Origin of the sequence: Pseudomonas sp. AL10 (genome assembly GCF_029960685.1) — a bacterium.
GTDB classification, from domain to species: Bacteria; Pseudomonadota; Gammaproteobacteria; order Pseudomonadales; family Pseudomonadaceae; genus Aquipseudomonas; species Aquipseudomonas lactis.
On the sequence record NZ_JASBQZ010000022.1, the window covers coordinates 62,370 to 79,728 of the forward strand.

Below are 17,359 nucleotides of genomic sequence, written 5' to 3' on the forward strand. Positions count from 1 at the left end.
CAACACCTTGCATGTCGACAACTCAAGGCCTATGTATAAAACTCTTGGACAACGTAGCCAGCAACGACGGAGGTGCTCATGGCTTATTCAGCGCTAGCTGTCGCTAACGCCTTCATTGAACGTGCGAAGGAAGGCAAGCTTTCGGGCCTGACGCCCATGAAGCTGCAAAAACTGCTGTTTTATACGCAGTCCTGGCATTTGCGCGAACGGGATCAGCCCCTTATGGATGATCACTTTGCCCGCTGGCAATATGGCCCGGTCATCCCGTCGCTTTACCATGAGTTGAAATCCTACGGTAATCGTCCGGTGACGTCGTTGCTCAGCAATCTGAAGCCCGACGCCGAAGATATTGTGTTCGTGACACCGAGAGTGCCTGAGAGCGACACCTACACCCATCGCTTGATTGACCGGATCATCAACAAATACGGCAAATGGTCCGGCACCCAACTGTCCAACCTGTCCCACGAGGACGGCACAGCCTGGGCCCTCAAGGGTGCCGACGGTTCTGCCATAGACTGGGAAGACATGGCAACACTCATTCACCCAAAGAGCCGCATCCGTGAGTGAAGAACTCGACAACCTGGAACTCACCCTGCCCCCCGCGGCAGGGCCTGACCAGGACACCCAAGCCGGTGGCGAGCAAGCCATAGGCACCGACGATGAAAGAAACCAGAACCTCAAAGACCAGAAGGCCGAAAGGCAACTGCGCAAGAAATATGCGGGTCGGGCGTTTTGGTTTGCCGCTTGTGGTGTGATCTTCTGGGCGGTTTTACTGGTGTGGAATGGGTGGTCGACGTATTACTCGGGCAAAGCGCCGTTCTCGGACAATGTGTTGATTGCTATCACTACGGCGACTTCAATCAATCTGTTTGCGGCGTTTCTTGGGGTGATCCGAGGGTTGTTTCCGGCTAGTGGGCGTAGGTCAAAATAGCCTATTGGACCGCGCAGTCATTCCAACTTTGAAGGATTAATATGCTGCGAAAAAGCCAGATTATCACCTTCCCGGCATTGATCGCATCGGCTTTGAACCGAAGAGTAAAATGATTCTGGTCTGCCTGCCTTATCCCAACGTGACAGATTGTAAAAATGGCGCTGGAAAAAAAGAGTGATCAGAGCGATGAATCGCTGAGTTATGGCGGTGTTACTGCTTGGTGATTCGGCGCGAACTGCTTCCAGAGCGGCCGGTAGCTAATCATTCAGAAACGCAGAAATGGACTTAGCTGAAGTCAAGCGACTCGAAAACTCCTCCCGTAGCTTCACCCGAGGAGATGCAGACTTTGAACGGATACCAGCAATCGTCTACATACCATCCCTCCCCTGTAATGATCCCATCCGCGAGCGAGATTTGGATATTTCTAATCCCGTCCAGAGACAGGCGCTCAGAGCACCAGACCTCAGCCTCGCCTTTAACAAGCCTGAGCCACACCCCATTTGAAACAAGGATGCTATCTAATTCTGGAATGCTGACCAAGTACTCGATATCGCCACCGAAATGCTTCAAGAGAACGCCGCTACGAATGTCCACGATATAACCCTGACCACCGGCAACTATCATCACATGAAAAGTTGAACCCAGCGTCAGAACGCAACTGAAGCGGCAAAAACCCGGTTGAAAATTCCCCACCCAAGAAGGCTTCGCCTCTGGCGAGAACCTGATGACGAATCCTTCACTATGGTGCCCTTGGCCGGTAGCGCTGAACTGCAAAGGAAGAGGCCCTTCGCCCGGTAGCCCAGCAAGAATCTGATACTTCAGGGTACTCGTCATAAATTTTCCAGGTTGCGAAGTTCAAACTAGTCGAATCATGATATTACCTGCCACATCGTTCTAGGAGGCGTGTTTCTCCAATGCTGCCTACTGGAGAAAAGCGGACGCATTTATTTCCAGGACACAGTTTCCCAGTTGCACCCTCCCTATCACCACGCTACCCTTCCATTCGTCGCTGCCAATTCAGCGACCGGGCCTGATAACCCGTCAAGATGCAGGCGCAACAAGCGCCACCAAACCCGATTTGCAGGCGTTTTTTTTCGCCCCTCATTTCGTGCAATGGCGGCTGTGCGTGGGAGACCTTCGGGTCTGCCGGGTTCCTGTATCTCCGGTTTATCAGCCTGCGCACAGCTGCCACCCCATTCGCCTGATAACGAACGTGGTAGCTCTCACTTGATATGGGAGTTTTACCGATGACCGCTACAAATCCGCCTGCGTTAACCACCCTCGGCGTCACCCCCTTCTCCTTTCACTCCGACCAACCTCTATTCCGCGTCAACAGCGGTGTTTCCCTGCAAGAAGCCCTGCACCACGCCTCCGATCTTCTCCATATCGCCAAACTGCTCGCAGAAGATGCGGCGATGACCAAGGAGACGGACCGTTATGCCTGGGCGTCGCATTACTTGCAGGAGATGGTCAAGGCGGTAGTTGATGATGTGGTGAAGGTGTTGGATTCGCCCGGCAACATTCAGTAAAGGGGCGATAAAAAGAAGGGGGCGGCGTATTTTGATAAATGCGCCGCCCCTTCTTCTATTTCTACCGGGTCGTTTGCGACCTGCGAAGGGTCGACTTCGCATGTTAACCTTGCGCCCATCGCAAAAAATGCTGGGCCAAGCGCCCAATGCCGATCAGTTAAGCGACCACGATTGGGCAAGGTGTGGAGCTTTTGAACTTCAGCGATGCGGGTGCTTCGGCCCGCCGGTACAGGGCGGTGATCCCATCGCAGCCTCGCTGAAGCTCGACAGCTCCCACATTCGACCTGCTTTGTTTTGACGTGCGCCTTTCTAAACTGATCGACACTGGACCACGCGCCCCCTTTGCCCCATCACTTTCAACGAATTTGCCTATTACCCAATGAGTAAAAACACCTCCGATCTGTCCTCCCACACCCCGATGATGCAGCAGTACTGGCGCCTGAAAAACCAGCACCCTGATCAGTTGATGTTCTATCGCATGGGCGACTTCTACGAGATCTTCTATGAAGACGCGAAGAAGGCCGCCAAGCTGCTGGACATCACCCTGACCGCGCGCGGGCAGTCGGCGGGGCAGTCGATTCCGATGTGTGGGATTCCTTACCATTCGCTGGAAGGCTACTTGGTCAAGCTGGTGAAGCTGGGCGAGTCGGTGGTGATCTGTGAGCAGATCGGCGACCCGGCCACGAGTAAAGGGCCGGTGGAACGCCAGGTGGTGCGCATCATTACGCCGGGTACGGTGAGTGATGAGGCGTTGCTGGATGAGCGTCGCGATAACCTGATTGCGGCGGTGTTGGGCGATGAGCGTTTGTTCGGCCTGTCGGTGCTGGATATCACCAGTGGCAATTTCAGCGTGCTGGAGATCAAGGGCTGGGAGAACCTGCTGGCGGAACTTGAGCGTATCAACCCGGTGGAGTTGTTGATTCCGGATGATTGGCCCAAGGACTTGCCGGCGGAGAAACGTCGTGGGACCAAGCGTCGTGCGCCGTGGGATTTTGAACGTGATTCGGCGCTGAAAAGTCTTTGCCAGCAGTTCTCGGTGCAGGACCTTAAAGGCTTTGGTTGCGAGACGTTGACCCTGGCCATCGGCGCCGCCGGTTGCCTGCTCAGCTACGCCAAGGAAACCCAGCGAACCGCCCTGCCGCACTTGCGCAGCCTGCGCCATGAGCGTCTGGACGATACCGTGGTGCTCGATGGCGCCAGCCGTCGCAACCTGGAGCTGGACACCAACCTGGCCGGCGGGCGTGATAACACCCTGCAATCGGTGGTGGACCGTTGCCAGACTGCCATGGGCAGCCGTTTGCTGACCCGTTGGCTGAACCGTCCGCTACGGGATTTGACGGTGCTGCAAGCGCGCCAGTCTTCCATTACCTGCCTGCTCGACGGCTATCGCTTTGAAAAGCTGCAACCGCAACTGAAAGAGATTGGCGATATCGAGCGCATCCTGGCGCGGATCGGCCTGCGCAATGCGCGGCCCCGTGACTTGGCGCGCCTGCGTGATGCCTTGAGCGCGCTGCCGCAGTTGCAAGTGGCGATGACCGAACTGGACACGCCGCACCTGCAACAGCTTGCCGTCACCGCTGGCACTTACCCGGACCTCGCGGCGCTGCTGGAAAAGGCCATCATCGACAACCCACCGGCGATCATTCGTGACGGCGGCGTGTTGAAAACCGGCTATGACAGCGAGTTGGATGAGCTGCAATCGCTGAGCGAAAACGCCGGGCAGTTCCTGATCGATCTGGAAGCCCGCGAAAAAGCCCGTACGGGCCTGGCTAACCTGAAAGTCGGCTACAACCGTGTGCATGGCTACTTTATTGAGCTGCCGAGCAAACAGGCCGAGTCGGCGCCTATCGATTATCAACGTCGCCAGACCCTCAAAGGCGCCGAGCGTTTTATCACCCCCGAGCTCAAAGCATTCGAAGACAAGGCGCTGTCGGCCAAAAGCCGCGCCCTGGCGCGGGAAAAGATGCTCTACGAAGCCTTGCTCGAGGACTTGATCAGCCGCCTGGCGCCGTTGCAAGACACCGCCGCCGCCCTGGCGGAGCTGGATGTGTTGAGCAACCTCGCCGAACGTGCGCTGAACCTGGACCTCAATTGCCCACGGTTTGTCAGCGAACCGTGCATGCGCATCGTGCAAGGTCGTCACCCGGTGGTGGAGCAAGTGCTGACCACGCCGTTCGTCGCCAATGACCTGTCGCTGGACGACGATACCCGCATGCTGGTGATCACCGGTCCGAACATGGGCGGTAAATCCACCTACATGCGTCAGACCGCGTTGATCGTGCTGTTGGCGCATATCGGCAGCTTCGTACCGGCAGCCAGTTGCGAGTTGTCCCTGGTGGACCGCATTTTCACGCGGATCGGCTCCAGCGATGACCTGGCCGGTGGCCGTTCGACCTTTATGGTGGAAATGAGCGAGACCGCCAACATCCTACACAACGCCACCGAGCGCAGCCTGGTGCTGATGGACGAAGTGGGCCGCGGCACCAGCACCTTCGACGGCCTGTCCCTGGCCTGGGCGGCGGCTGAACGCTTGGCGCATTTGCGTGCGTACACGTTGTTTGCCACGCACTACTTCGAGCTGACGGTGCTGCCGGAAAGCGAGCCGCTGGTGGCCAACGTGCATCTCAATGCCACCGAGCACAACGAGCGCATCGTGTTCCTGCACCATGTGCTGCCAGGGCCGGCAAGCCAGAGCTACGGCCTGGCCGTAGCGCAATTGGCCGGAGTGCCGAACGAGGTGATCACCCGCGCCCGTGAACACTTAAGCCGCCTGGAAACCACGGCGCTGCCCCATGAAACCGTGGTCGCCAGCCCGGCCAAGGCCAGCAAGAAACCTGCCGCGCCGCATCAGAGCGATATGTTCGCCAGCCTGCCCCATCCGGTGCTGGATGAGTTGGCAAAGCTTGACCTGGATGACTTGACGCCGCGTAAAGCGCTCGAAATGTTATATGCACTGAAGACTCGGATATAACGCAGACGCTTGCAAGCTGATAGAATCTCGCGCGGTTTGGGATGCTGCGGGCTTTTAGCCTGGTCCGCAGACTATCGCTCTCAAACCTCGCGAACCCCACCACAAGGGGTTTCGCTGCCGCCGCCTGAGGAGAAAATTAGAAATGACCTTCGTCGTCACCGACAACTGCATCAAGTGCAAGTACACCGACTGCGTAGAAGTCTGTCCGGTGGACTGCTTCTACGAAGGCCCGAATTTCCTGGTTATCCACCCGGATGAGTGCATCGACTGCGCCCTGTGTGAACCAGAATGCCCGGCCGTCGCGATTTTCTCCGAGGACGAAGTGCCTGCGGGCATGGAGCGATTCATTCAGTTGAACGTCGAGTTGGCAGACATCTGGCCAAACATCACTGAGCGCAAAGATCCGATGCCGGACGCCGCCGAATGGGATGGCAAGCCCAACAAGATTGAGCAACTAGAGCGCTAAAGCGCCACTGCCCAACAAAAAAAGGCCCTTGAGGGCCTTTTTTGCGTTCGGGTGCCTGGGTTCACTTTTCTACAGGCAAAAAAAGGGGCGGTATGACCCGCCCACATTTTTTCCCTAGTCCCTGTATTCCTTTTCATCATCCTGATGAATCGCATCCTGCGACGTTCCTTCAAACCATCGTTCCTTGATGGCTGTGCCAATCCGTGGACACAGGGCTGATGTTAGAGCGTTCCGAGGGAAGTTCAACGCGATGCCCTCAGCGGTCTGACAAACTCTACCGCTCTCACTCGCGAAAATAATCGTTATCTTTCAATAAGATAGATAATAGCTTCGTCATTTCAAGACGTACGCAACAGCCAAAAAAACCAAACACTTACGAAAAAGTAAGCGAATGCTTACACGCGCATTACGCAAAGTAGCAACAAGCCCTATTCACACCCCACCTGTAGGAGCGAGCTCGCTCGCGAAAAACCCGAGAGCACCACGGGTCGTCAGGCTTTTCGCGTATCCGTTACAGCCTAATCAATCGTCGCTCACGGTAATGGTCGGCATCGCCGGTGCCGTCGCTTCCTGCAAGACAATCCGCGCACCGACATGACGGGCCAACTCCTGATAGATCATCGCAATCTGCCCATCAGCCTCGGCCGCGACGGTAGGTTTGCCACCATCGGCCTGCTCACGAATCTCCATCGCCAATGGCAACGATGCCAGCAGTTCAACGCCATACTGAGTAGCGAGCTTCTCGCCCCCGCCCTCACCGAACAGATGCTCGGCATGCCCGCAGTTGGAACAGATATGCACCGCCATGTTTTCCACCACGCCCAGCACCGGGATGTTGACCTTGCGGAACATCTCCACACCTTTCCTGGCGTCCAGCAACGCCAGGTCCTGAGGCGTGGTGACGATCACCGCACCGGCCACCGGCACTTTCTGCGCCAGGGTCAACTGGATGTCACCGGTGCCTGGCGGCATGTCGATCACCAGGTAGTCGAGGTCACCCCACGCCGTTTGTGTGACCAATTGCAGCAACGCGCCGGAGACCATCGGCCCGCGCCAGACCATCGGCGTGTTGTCATCGGTGAGAAACGCCATGGACATCACTTCCACACCCAGCGACTCGATGGGCACAAACCATTTCTGATCCTTGACCTTCGGCCGTGTGCCTTCGGCGATGCCGAACATCACGCCCTGGCTCGGCCCGTAGATGTCGGCATCGAGAATGCCCACGCGCGCACCTTCCCGCGCCAGGGCCAGGGCCAGGTTGGCCGCGGTGGTGGATTTACCCACGCCGCCCTTGCCGGACGCCACCGCCACCACATTCTTGACGTTGGCCAGGCCCGGGATCTGCGCCTGGGCCTTGTGCGGCGCGATCACGCATTGGATGTCGACCTTGGCCGAACCCACACCGTCGAGGCCCTCGATGGCCATTTGCAGCATCTGTGCCCAACCGCTTTTGAACAGACCCGCGGCATAACCCAGTTGCAACTGCACCGACACCTGGTCGCCCTGGACCTCGATGGCACGCACACAGCCGGCACTGACCGGGTCCTGGTTCAAATAAGGGTCGGTGTACTGGCGAAGAACGGCTTCCACCGCTGCGCGATTGACGGCGCTCATGGGCTACTCCCGAAAAAAGACTGACTGAAACAGGCGGCTATCCTAACCGTTCCAGCCGCTGAACGGCATGCTTTCGAAGGCGTGGAAGATTCTGAAACAGCGTCACGGGGTGAAATAAATTTCCCGGCGCTTTATAGTGGCCGACCTCCGTTTCATCAAGTAGCCGAGCCCCATGTCCGAGCCACGCAAGATCCTCGTCACCAGCGCCCTGCCCTATGCCAATGGTTCGATCCATCTTGGCCATATGCTTGAGTACATCCAGACCGATATGTGGGTGCGCTTCCAGAAGCATCGCGGCAATCAATGCATTTATGTCTGCGCGGACGACGCCCACGGTTCGGCCATCATGTTGCGCGCCGAAAAGGAAGGCATCACCCCGGAACAACTGATCGCCAATGTGCAGGCTGAACACAGCGCCGACTTTGCCGAGTTCCTGGTGGACTTCGACAATTTCCACTCGACCCACTCCGAAGAAAACCGCGAGCTGTCGAGCCAGATCTACCTGCGGTTGAAGGAAGCCGGGCACATCGACCAACGTTCGGTGACCCAGTATTTCGACCCGGAAAAGAAAATGTTCCTGGCCGACCGTTTCATCAAGGGCACCTGCCCGAAATGCGGCACCGAAGACCAGTACGGCGACAACTGCGAAAAATGCGGCGCGACCTACGCACCCACCGATTTGAAGGATCCCAAATCAGCGATCTCCGGCGCCACGCCGGTACTCAAGGACTCGCAGCACTTCTTCTTCAAGCTGCCGGATTTCCAGCAAATGCTGCAAACCTGGACGCGCAGCGGCACCTTACAGGACGCCGTGGCCAACAAACTCTCCGAATGGCTCGACAGTGGCCTGCAGCAGTGGGACATCTCCCGCGACGCGCCGTACTTCGGCTTCGAAATTCCGGGCGAGCCGGGCAAGTACTTCTATGTGTGGCTGGACGCGCCGATCGGCTACATGGCCAGCTTCAAGAACCTGTGCGATCGCACCCCGGAGTTGGACTTCGACGCGTTCTGGGGCAAGGACTCCACCGCCGAGCTGTACCACTTCATCGGCAAGGACATCGTCAACTTCCACGCGCTGTTCTGGCCGGCAATGCTTGAAGGCTCGGGCTACCGCAAGCCGACCGGCATCGCCGTGCACGGCTACCTGACGGTCAACGGCCAGAAAATGTCCAAGTCCCGTGGCACCTTTATCAAGGCGCGCACCTACCTGGACCACCTGTCGCCGGAATACCTGCGCTATTACTACGCGTCCAAGCTGGGCCGTGGTGTGGACGACCTGGACCTGAACCTGGAAGACTTCGTACAGAAGGTCAACTCGGACCTGGTGGGCAAAGTCGTCAACATCGCCAGCCGTTGTGCCGGGTTTATCCACAAGGGCAACGCCGGTGTACTGGTAGCCGAGAACGCCGCACCGGAGTTGACCGACGCCTTCCTGGCCGCCGCTCCGAGCATCGCCGACGCTTATGAAGCCCGCGACTTTGCCCGCGCCATGCGCGAGATCATGGGCCTGGCCGACCGCGCCAACGCCTGGATCGCCGACAAGGCGCCTTGGTCCCTGAACAAGCAGGAAGGCAAGGAAGCTGAAGTCCAGGCTATCTGCGCCACCGGGGTCAACCTGTTCCGTCAGTTGGTGATCTTCCTCAAGCCGGTGCTGCCGTTGCTGGCCGCCGATGCCGAGGCGTTCCTCAATGTGGCGCCGTTGAGCTGGAACGATCACACCACCTTGCTCGGTAATCATCAGTTGAACGCGTTCAAGCCCTTGATGACCCGTATTGACCCGGTGAAAGTCCAGGCCATGACCGACGCTTCGAAAGAAGACCTGGTCGCCAGCCAGACCGATACCGGCCAATCCGCGCCGGCGGGCAATGGCGAGCTGGCCAAGGACCCGATTTCCCCGGAAATCGATTTCGACGCCTTTGCCGCCGTGGATTTGCGCGTGGCGCTGATCATCAAGGCCGAAGCCGTGGAAGGCGCCGACAAGCTGCTGCGCCTGACGCTGGATATCGGCGACGAACAGCGCAACGTGTTTTCCGGCATCAAGAGCGCTTACCCGGACCCGTCCAAGCTCGATGGTCGCCTGACCATGATGATCGCCAACCTCAAGCCACGGAAAATGAAGTTCGGCATTTCCGAAGGCATGGTGATGGCGGCCGGCCCTGGCGGCGAAGAAATCTACCTGCTGAGCCCGGACAGCGGCGCGAAGCCGGGCCAACGCATCAAGTAACCTCTGAAAAATGCCCCGCTGTTGCTACGGCGGGGCCTCTCAGCTTGCCCTTCTCCCTGGGCCGGGCGTCAACGCTATGATCACAGCATGAACCTCATTCAACGTATCGACGCGCTGCTGCCGCAGACTCAATGCGGCAAGTGCGGGCACCCGGGTTGCAAACCTTACGCAGAAGGCATCGCTAAAGGCGAAGCCATCAACAAGTGCCCGCCCGGCGGGCAGGAAACCATCGTCGGGCTTGCACAACTGCTGCGCCTGCCGGTACTGGACCTGGACACGAGCCGTGGAGATGCGCCTGCGCAAGTCGCCTATATCCGCGAGGCCGAATGCATCGGTTGTACCAAATGCATCCAGGCCTGCCCGGTGGATGCCATTGTGGGTGCCGCCAAGCTGATGCACACCGTGATTGTCGACGAGTGCACCGGTTGTGACCTGTGTGTTGCGCCCTGCCCTGTCGACTGTATCGAGATGCGTCCGCTTGCTGACGTTCTGCCTATCGTCGGTGACTTGGCCAGCAACGATAATGAACGGCGTGCACGCGACTTCAAACGCAACCGGGCGCGGCGGCGCTTCGAACAACGTAACGCCCGCCTGCAACGTGAAGAGGCTTGCAAGCTCGCCGAACGCCTGGCACGCGCCAAGCGCACAGCGCCGATGGCGGTGGCACCGGTCGATGACTCTCAGGCCGCTCAGGACGCCGCGATCAAACAGGCCAAAACCAACGTCGCCATGAGTCGCGCTCAGTTGCACAAATCCTTGAAAGCGTTTGGGCATCCGCCGACCTTTGAGCAACAGTCGCAATTGATTATGCTGCAGCGACAGTTCGAGGCATCCGAGCAGGCGCTTGCCGCACTGGAGGCCAACAGCTCACCGCAGCCACCAAAGACGGCCGCTAAAAGCACCGAGTTCAAGCGCGCAAAGATCCAGTTGGCCATGCGCCGGGCTGCGTTGAAAAAGGCTCAGGATCAGCAAGCTGATGCGCATGAAATCGCAACCTTGAAAGCCGCATTGAACGCCGCCGAGCAAACGCTGCAGGATGCCGAGGCCAACGGCTGACCCACTGCACTGTGTATTGCTAACATCACGCCGACCGCCTGCAAGGAAACGCCTGCCCCTATGAATGCCGCAAAACGCCTGGAAATTTTCCGCAGGTTTCACGAAGACAATCCGGAACCGAAAACCGAATTGGCCTACTCCTCACCGTTCGAGTTACTGATTGCGGTGATCCTCTCGGCTCAATCCACGGACGTTGGCGTCAACAAGGCCACGGCGAAGTTGTACCCCGTGGCCAATACACCCGCCGCGATTTACGCCCTGGGTGTGGAAGGCCTGTCCGAATACATCAAGACCATCGGCCTGTATAACAGCAAGGCCAAGAATGTGATCGAAACATGCCGCCTGCTGTTGGAGCTGCATGGGGGGGAGGTGCCACAAACCCGCGAAGCCCTGGAAGCCTTGCCAGGCGTGGGCCGCAAAACGGCGAACGTGGTGCTCAATACGGCATTCCGGCAGTTGACCATGGCGGTGGACACGCACATTTTCCGCGTCAGCAACCGAACCGGCATTGCACGGGGCAAGAATGTGGTTGAGGTAGAAAAGCAGTTGATGAAGTTCGTGCCCAAGCCCTATTTGCTCGACTCCCATCATTGGCTGATCCTGCACGGACGCTACGTTTGCCAGGCCCGCAAGCCGCGCTGTGGGAGCTGCCGTATCGAAGACTTGTGCGAATACAAGGACAAAACCTCCGACGATTGAGCGATCATTGGTTTTTGTGATCAGACGATTGAAAAAATCTTTTTTACCCGTCCGCGGATTATCGCTATAAGGAGCCCCAACGGCAGTCTTAGCCTGGAGTTGACCTTATGAGCGCTGGCAACGAACAACTGGAAGTGGAAGACGACCTCGTTGAGTCGGATGACGATGTGGTAGAGGCACCGGTGGCAGAGGTGGCCAAGACCAATTTGAGCAAACGCCGCACTATCGACAATCTTCTGGAAGAGCGACGCTTGCAAAAACAGCTGGCCGATTACGACTTCGATTTCTGATCGAGCCGTTGGCGGCCGGAAGCCTCCCTGACGGAGGCTTTTTTCTGCCGGTTACACGGGTATTCAAGGGGTGCAATATCCTCCTAAACCAGGCCGTTGCGCTGGGCCAGTTCGATCAGGTCCACAAGGGACCGGGCATTGAGCTTGAGCAGCAAGCGCGTCTTGTAGGTACTGACGGTTTTGTTGCTGAGGAACATGCCATCGGCAATCTCCTTGTTGGTTTTGCCACGGGCCAGCTGCTGCAGCACCATCATCTCCCGCCCCGATAAGCGTTCGACCATGTCGGCTTCACTGGCATTGCCCATGGTTGAGCGTACCGAATTGAGCGCCTGGTTCGGGAAATAGCTATAGCCGGAAAGCACCGCCTTGATGGCACTGAGCAACTCTGTCAGATCCTGCTGCTTGCACACATAGCCGGCGGCCCCCGCCTGCATGCAGCGCATGGAAAAATGGCCGGGGGCCTGGGACGTCAGCACCAGCACCTTGAACGAGACGGCTTGCTTGGTTGATGCCAGCCGACAAATAACTTCCAGGCCGTCAAGCTTGGGGATTCCGATATCCAGTATCACAATATCCGGCATATGTTCCCGTGCAAGTTGCAACGCATCGACACCGTTATCAGTCTCGGCAACGACCTCATAACCATGACGCTCCATTAGCATGCGCACAGCAAGACGAATGACGGGATGATCATCCACGATCAGCACTTTATTCATGAGAAAGTCCAATTTCGCTGTTCGAATTATTTAGAGCAAACACAATAGCCTAGTCGATTACTAGTTGGCATAGCATTCCCCCCCGAACGAGAGCAGGCAGAGACCCAACCCACAAGAAGATAGGAATTAACCTACAAAAAATCGCCAACTTAGATGCATAGAGCTTTATGGTTGCTTTCAGACCTTTCTCGACGCGTACATATTTTGAGTGAAATATCGTGCCCATTAGCCCCTGAAAGTAAACGTGCCGCACAACACTTTCAGGAAATGCCCCTTGCTTGTCGCCGTAACGCGCACAAATCAATCCGGAACAACCGTTCCCATTAGTTCCATTTAACATATTTCAGCACTTCCAAAATTCCTACAGAAAATTCAACAATTCACATATCCATTGCAACTACATGAGTGAATTTTCTGTCAGACATAGTTCCTCCTCAGATGTAAAAAATCATTCAGACTTAAAAACAAATGACAAAACCGGAAAATAATTGCGCAAGTTACGAAAAAATCCTTAAACACAGGCTAAACATTTATACACGGCTCTGTTTTTAAAGCGCCCATAAAAACCCAGGCAAAAAAAATGGCCCCTTGCGCAAGAGGCCATTTTTCACAACAGGCGCGCGACTCAGAACAACGAGCGGCCCTTGTTGGCAGCAATGCGCATGCGCAGTGCGTTCAACTTGATGAAGCCTGCCGCGTCGGCCTGATTGTAGGCACCGCCGTCTTCTTCGAAGGTGGCGATGTTGGAGTCGAACAGCGACTCATCGGACTTGCGACCGGTGACAATCACGTTGCCCTTGTACAGCTTCAGGCGTACGACACCGTTCACGTGAGCCTGGGAGGCGTCGATCATCTGTTGCAGCATCAGACGCTCTGGGCTCCACCAGTAACCGGTGTAGATCAGGCTGGCGTACTTGGGCATCAGCTCGTCTTTGAGGTGAGCGACTTCGCGGTCCAGGGTGATGGATTCGATGGCGCGGTGCGCGCGCAACATGATGGTGCCGCCTGGGGTTTCGTAGCAGCCACGGGACTTCATGCCCACGTAACGGTTCTCGACGATGTCGAGACGGCCGATACCATGCTGGCCGCCGATACGGTTCAGGGTCGCCAATACGGTGGCCGGGGTCATTTCAACGCCGTCCAGCGCGACGATATCGCCGTTGCGGTAAGTCAGTTCCAGGTACTGCGCCTTGTCTGGAGCGTTCTCCGGGGAGACGGTCCATTTCCACATGTCTTCTTCGTGCTCGGTCCAGGTGTCTTCCAGCACGCCGCCTTCATAGGAAATGTGCAGCAGGTTGGCGTCCATCGAGTACGGCGACTTCTTCTTGCCATGACGCTCGATCGGGATGGCGTGCTTTTCAGCGTAATCCATCAGCTTTTCACGGGACAACAGGTCCCACTCACGCCACGGCGCAATGACTTTCACGCCTGGCTTGAGTGCGTAGGCACCCAGTTCGAAACGGACCTGGTCGTTGCCCTTGCCGGTGGCGCCGTGGGAAATGGCGTCGGCACCGGTTTCGTTGGCGATCTCGATCAGGCGCTTGGCGATCAGCGGACGGGCGATGGAGGTACCCAGCAGGTACTCACCTTCATAGACAGTGTTGGCGCGAAACATCGGGAAGACGAAATCGCGGACGAACTCTTCGCGCAGGTCGTCAATGTAGATCTCTTTCACGCCCATGGCTTGCGCCTTGGCACGTGCAGGTTCGACCTCTTCACCCTGACCCAGGTCAGCGGTGAAGGTCACCACTTCACAGTTATAAGTATCCTGCAGCCACTTGAGGATCACCGAAGTGTCCAGGCCGCCGGAATACGCGAGAACGACCTTGTTTACGTCGGCCATGCCATCACTCCACGGGGTTGTACGGAAAGGCGACGATTCTACCGATCAAAACCGCGAAATTACAGGGGCGCGACAGCAAATGAAGATAAAGCGACAGATTATGTCGAGTGGGCGACCGATGGTCGCCTCTTATGAGGTCGCCGCCGGGTTGCTCGGCGCAGTGGCCTGGGGCGCCGGTTTCTCAGGCGTAGCCACGCGCTCAAGCTGAATATTCACACGACGGTTACGCGCACGGTTGGCGGCATTGGTGTTGGGCGCCAAGGGGTAGCTTTCGCCATGGAAGCGCATCGTGATCTGCGATTCCTGGATGCCGTTGGCCTTGAAGTAGTCCATCACCGCCAGGGCACGGCGGCGGGACACGTCGCGGTTGGTCAGACGGTTGCCACTGTTGTCCGAATGGCCGTTCAACTCGACATGATTGACCGTGGGATCGGCTTTCATGAAGGCCAGGATCACGGACAACTTCTTCTTGGCCGCCGCGTCCAGCTCAATGCCCCCACCGGGAAAGCCCACTTCTGTCTGTTTGACCTGGTCGTAATTCATGGGCAGCAGCTTGGTGGTGCACAGCTGATAATCGTTATAGGCCTTGTTGAACTTCACCGGCAGCAGGCGAATTTCCGAGTAACCACCTTCACGCCCGTAATGCCGCACCGTCGGGCTGCGCCCTTCGAGCAAGCCGGTGAACAGGCGACCGGCCTGGGCCTGGGAGCTATTGAACAGCACGTCGCCGCTGCCGACACGCACGGCCCCAAGGTTGATATCACCTCGGCCCGGTTGCCACGGCGCCGCAGCGGCCAACAGGGTTGCCGAGCCGGCGCCTAGGCTGCTGCCATAGGTTTTCAGACGAAACGTCGCCTGTTCGCCGGCCCGGCGTACGAATTCACCGGAACCGAAATCGGTGATCGGCTGGGTCAAGCGGCACTCGAACTGATCGCCCTCTACCTTCCACTCAATATTCTCCAGACGTGTCTGGAACGTGAGGGCCGCCGCAGGCAGGCTGGCGAACACACTGAGCAGGGCTAGATAATACTGGCGCACGGGAGGCTCCATGGGTTTCTACAACACTTCACAGCGTCATACATCGTTAAGGCATACCCGGAGATATCGGTAGCATCCGGCAAAACTTGATAGCGAGTGCCTGCAAGAGTCTTTTCCGGTAGCATTCCCACCAGATTGACCCGCCTGGAATCCCCAATGTCCGACCGCCTGACCCTGCTGCGTCCCGACGACTGGCATATTCATCTTCGCGATGGTGCTGCGTTACCCCAAACCGTGGCCGATGTGGCCCGCACGTTTGGCCGTGCCATCATCATGCCTAACCTGGTACCTCCGGTGCGCAATGCCGCAGAAGCCGACGCCTATCGCCAGCGCATCCTCGCTGCACGACCGGCCGGCAGCCGCTTCGAACCGTTGATGGTGCTCTACCTGACCGACCGCACCCAGCCTGAAGAAATCCGTGAAGCCAAGGCCAGCGGTTATGTGCACGCCGCCAAGCTGTACCCGGCAGGTGCGACCACCAACTCCGATTCCGGTGTAACCAGTATCGACAAGATCTTGCCGGCGATCGAAGCCATGGCGGAGGTCGGCATGCCATTGCTGATCCACGGGGAAGTCACCCGTGGCGACGTGGATGTGTTCGATCGCGAAAAAATCTTCATCGATGAACACATGCGGCGTGTGGTCGAGTTGTTCCCGACGCTCAAAGTGGTGTTTGAACACATCACCACCGCCGATGCGGTGCAGTTCGTCAGCGAAGCGTCAGCCAACGTTGGCGCGACCATCACGGCCCATCACCTGCTCTACAACCGCAACCACATGCTGGTGGGCGGGATTCGGCCGCACTTCTACTGCCTGCCGATCCTCAAGCGCAACACCCATCAGGTAGCCCTGCTGGATGCCGCCACCAGCGGCAGCCCGAAATTCTTCCTCGGTACCGACTCGGCGCCCCACGCCCAGCACGCCAAGGAAGCCGCATGCGGCTGCGCCGGCTGCTACACCGCGTTTGCCGCCATCGAGTTGTACGCCGAAGCATTCGAACAGCGTAACGCGCTGGACAAGCTCGAAGGTTTTGCCAGCCTCAACGGCCCGCGTTTCTACGGCCTGCCGGCGAATACCGACCGCATTACCCTGGTTCGTGAAGACTGGACCGCCCCTGCCAGCCTGCCCTTTGGCGAGCTGACCGTTATCCCGCTGCGCGCCGGTGAAACACTGCGCTGGCGCCTGCTGGAGGAAAGCAAGTGAGTGAAGACCATTACGACGACGAACAAGAGCACGGCGGTGGCGGCTCGCGCCATCCGATGGCCGAGCGTTTTCGCGGCTATCTGCCGGTCGTCATCGACGTAGAAACCGGTGGGTTCAACTGCGCCACCGATGCCTTGCTGGAAATTGCCGCAACCACCATCGGCATGGACGAACAGGGCTTTGTGTACCCGGAGCACACGCATTTCTTTCGCGTAGAACCCTTCGAAGGCGCCAATATCGAAGCCGCTGCCCTGGAGTTCACCGGGATCAAGCTCGACCACCCCCTGCGCATGGCGGTGAGTGAAGAAGCGGCGCTGACCGATATCTTCCGCGGCGTGCGCAAGGCGTTGAAGGCCAATGGCTGCAAACGCGCGATCCTGGTCGGCCACAACAGCAGTTTCGACCTGGGTTTCCTGAACGCCGCCGTGGCGCGGCTGGACATGAAGCGCAACCCATTTCACCCGTTCTCCAGCTTCGACACCGCCACCCTTGCCGGCCTGGCCTACGGTCAGACCGTTCTGGCCAAAGCCTGCCAGGCAGCCGGTATCGACTTTGACGGGCGTGAAGCCCACTCGGCCCGCTACGACACCGAGAAGACCGCCGAGCTGTTCTGCGGCATCGTCAATCGCTGGAAACAGATGGGTGGCTGGGAAGACTTCAACGACTGAGCCCCGATGAGCATAGGTACCTACACAATTTTGTAGGTTGTCGCAGCAGACGCTAACCACGATGCGAAGCGAGCCGCTCTTGATCTTGATCTGCTTTTGATCTTGATC

Annotated in this window: 16 protein-coding genes; 11 read left to right on the forward strand and 5 right to left on the reverse strand. The window is 57.8% G+C overall.

Going from position 1 to position 17,359, the window contains the following annotated elements:
* The first annotated feature begins 78 nt into the window (after positions 1–78).
* Together QK296_RS19345 and QK296_RS19350 are read left to right on the forward strand one after the other, a co-directional pair.
* On the forward strand, positions 79–567 hold the full coding sequence (locus tag QK296_RS19345; protein WP_003189004.1) for a type II toxin-antitoxin system antitoxin SocA domain-containing protein: 489 nt from the start codon (positions 79–81) through the stop codon (positions 565–567).
* Positions 560–931 carry a hypothetical protein gene (locus QK296_RS19350; protein WP_032893301.1) on the forward strand — a complete coding sequence of 124 codons (372 nt, stop codon included), beginning with the start codon at positions 560–562 and terminating at the stop codon, positions 929–931. The genes QK296_RS19345 and QK296_RS19350 overlap by 8 nt, the downstream gene beginning before the upstream one ends.
* Before the next feature lie 285 nt (positions 932–1,216).
* On the opposite strand, the gene QK296_RS19355 is transcribed toward QK296_RS19350, so the two are convergent.
* Positions 1,217–1,765 carry a hypothetical protein gene (locus QK296_RS19355; RefSeq protein ID WP_032893302.1) on the reverse strand — a complete coding sequence of 183 codons (549 nt, stop codon included), beginning with the start codon at positions 1,763–1,765 and terminating at the stop codon, positions 1,217–1,219.
* 413 nt (positions 1,766–2,178) lie between these two features.
* On the opposite strand from QK296_RS19355, the gene QK296_RS19360 reads away from it, so the two are divergent.
* From QK296_RS19360 to fdxA, 3 genes are all read left to right on the forward strand, one after another.
* Positions 2,179–2,460, forward strand: coding sequence for a DUF3077 domain-containing protein (locus tag QK296_RS19360; RefSeq protein WP_047712702.1), 282 nt, complete (start codon positions 2,179–2,181; stop codon positions 2,458–2,460).
* A 379-nt stretch (positions 2,461–2,839) separates the two neighbouring features.
* Complete coding sequence (gene mutS, locus QK296_RS19365) at positions 2,840–5,431, forward strand: DNA mismatch repair protein MutS (protein ID WP_137204974.1); 2,592 nt, start codon at positions 2,840–2,842, stop codon at positions 5,429–5,431.
* A gap of 142 nt (positions 5,432–5,573) precedes the next feature.
* Positions 5,574–5,897, forward strand: a complete 324-nt coding sequence (gene fdxA / locus QK296_RS19370) for a ferredoxin FdxA (RefSeq protein ID WP_282391193.1) — start codon at positions 5,574–5,576, stop codon at positions 5,895–5,897.
* 522 nt (positions 5,898–6,419) lie between these two features.
* Here the strand turns inward: fdxA and apbC are convergent.
* On the reverse strand, positions 6,420–7,514 hold the full coding sequence (gene apbC, locus QK296_RS19375; RefSeq protein ID WP_034135812.1) for an iron-sulfur cluster carrier protein ApbC: 1,095 nt from the start codon (positions 7,512–7,514) through the stop codon (positions 6,420–6,422).
* 172 nt (positions 7,515–7,686) lie between these two features.
* Between apbC and metG the strand changes: the two genes are divergently transcribed.
* The 4 genes from metG to QK296_RS19395 all read left to right on the forward strand — a co-directional run bounded on the left by metG (position 7,687) and on the right by QK296_RS19395 (position 11,783).
* A complete protein-coding gene (gene metG / locus QK296_RS19380; protein WP_034135813.1) occupies positions 7,687–9,738 on the forward strand; it encodes a methionine--tRNA ligase in 2,052 nt (683 codons plus the stop codon).
* Between the two features lie 87 nt (positions 9,739–9,825).
* Entirely contained in the window at positions 9,826–10,794 is a 969-nt protein-coding gene (rsxB, locus tag QK296_RS19385) for an electron transport complex subunit RsxB (RefSeq protein WP_282391194.1), read from the forward strand.
* 60 nt (positions 10,795–10,854) lie between these two features.
* Positions 10,855–11,493, forward strand: coding sequence for an endonuclease III (nth, locus tag QK296_RS19390; protein WP_003188989.1), 639 nt, complete (start codon positions 10,855–10,857; stop codon positions 11,491–11,493).
* Positions 11,494–11,600: 107 nt separating this feature from the next.
* Positions 11,601–11,783 carry a hypothetical protein gene (locus QK296_RS19395; RefSeq protein WP_003188987.1) on the forward strand — a complete coding sequence of 61 codons (183 nt, stop codon included), beginning with the start codon at positions 11,601–11,603 and terminating at the stop codon, positions 11,781–11,783.
* An 83-nt stretch (positions 11,784–11,866) separates the two neighbouring features.
* Here QK296_RS19395 and QK296_RS19400 read toward each other — a convergent pair whose 3' ends face one another.
* From QK296_RS19400 to QK296_RS19410, 3 genes are all read right to left on the reverse strand, one after another.
* Positions 11,867–12,499, reverse strand: coding sequence for a response regulator transcription factor (locus QK296_RS19400; RefSeq protein WP_003188986.1), 633 nt, complete (start codon positions 12,497–12,499; stop codon positions 11,867–11,869).
* A gap of 625 nt (positions 12,500–13,124) precedes the next feature.
* Positions 13,125–14,342 carry an argininosuccinate synthase gene (locus tag QK296_RS19405; protein ID WP_003188984.1) on the reverse strand — a complete coding sequence of 406 codons (1,218 nt, stop codon included), beginning with the start codon at positions 14,340–14,342 and terminating at the stop codon, positions 13,125–13,127.
* A 129-nt stretch (positions 14,343–14,471) separates the two neighbouring features.
* Complete coding sequence (locus tag QK296_RS19410) at positions 14,472–15,380, reverse strand: OmpA family protein (RefSeq protein WP_003188982.1); 909 nt, start codon at positions 15,378–15,380, stop codon at positions 14,472–14,474.
* 156 nt (positions 15,381–15,536) lie between these two features.
* Here QK296_RS19410 and pyrC point away from each other — a divergent pair, with 156 nt between their 5' ends.
* Together pyrC and rnt are read left to right on the forward strand one after the other, a co-directional pair.
* Complete coding sequence (gene pyrC / locus QK296_RS19415) at positions 15,537–16,583, forward strand: dihydroorotase (RefSeq protein ID WP_032893318.1); 1,047 nt, start codon at positions 15,537–15,539, stop codon at positions 16,581–16,583.
* Positions 16,580–17,251, forward strand: coding sequence for a ribonuclease T (gene rnt, locus QK296_RS19420; protein ID WP_003188980.1), 672 nt, complete (start codon positions 16,580–16,582; stop codon positions 17,249–17,251). Before pyrC ends, rnt begins: the two co-directional genes overlap by 4 nt.
* Positions 17,252–17,359: the final 108 nt, after the last annotated feature.

What these genes read in the sequence shown, in the direction of transcription:
- QK296_RS19405 (WP_003188984.1), bottom strand. Translation starts at nt 14,342, where the DNA reads ATGGCCGACGTAAACAAGGTCGTTCTCGCGTATTCCGGCGGCCTGGAC.
- nth (WP_003188989.1), top strand. Translation starts at nt 10,855, where the DNA reads ATGAATGCCGCAAAACGCCTGGAAATTTTCCGCAGGTTTCACGAAGAC.
- metG (WP_034135813.1), top strand. Translation starts at nt 7,687, where the DNA reads ATGTCCGAGCCACGCAAGATCCTCGTCACCAGCGCCCTGCCCTATGCC.
- pyrC (WP_032893318.1), top strand. Translation starts at nt 15,537, where the DNA reads ATGTCCGACCGCCTGACCCTGCTGCGTCCCGACGACTGGCATATTCAT.
- rsxB (WP_282391194.1), top strand. Translation starts at nt 9,826, where the DNA reads ATGAACCTCATTCAACGTATCGACGCGCTGCTGCCGCAGACTCAATGC.
- QK296_RS19360 (WP_047712702.1), top strand. Translation starts at nt 2,179, where the DNA reads ATGACCGCTACAAATCCGCCTGCGTTAACCACCCTCGGCGTCACCCCC.
- QK296_RS19400 (WP_003188986.1), bottom strand. Translation starts at nt 12,499, where the DNA reads ATGAATAAAGTGCTGATCGTGGATGATCATCCCGTCATTCGTCTTGCT.
- QK296_RS19355 (WP_032893302.1), bottom strand. Translation starts at nt 1,765, where the DNA reads ATGACGAGTACCCTGAAGTATCAGATTCTTGCTGGGCTACCGGGCGAA.
- QK296_RS19395 (WP_003188987.1), top strand. Translation starts at nt 11,601, where the DNA reads ATGAGCGCTGGCAACGAACAACTGGAAGTGGAAGACGACCTCGTTGAG.
- QK296_RS19345 (WP_003189004.1), top strand. Translation starts at nt 79, where the DNA reads ATGGCTTATTCAGCGCTAGCTGTCGCTAACGCCTTCATTGAACGTGCG.
- apbC (WP_034135812.1), bottom strand. Translation starts at nt 7,514, where the DNA reads ATGAGCGCCGTCAATCGCGCAGCGGTGGAAGCCGTTCTTCGCCAGTAC.
- mutS (WP_137204974.1), top strand. Translation starts at nt 2,840, where the DNA reads ATGAGTAAAAACACCTCCGATCTGTCCTCCCACACCCCGATGATGCAG.
- fdxA (WP_282391193.1), top strand. Translation starts at nt 5,574, where the DNA reads ATGACCTTCGTCGTCACCGACAACTGCATCAAGTGCAAGTACACCGAC.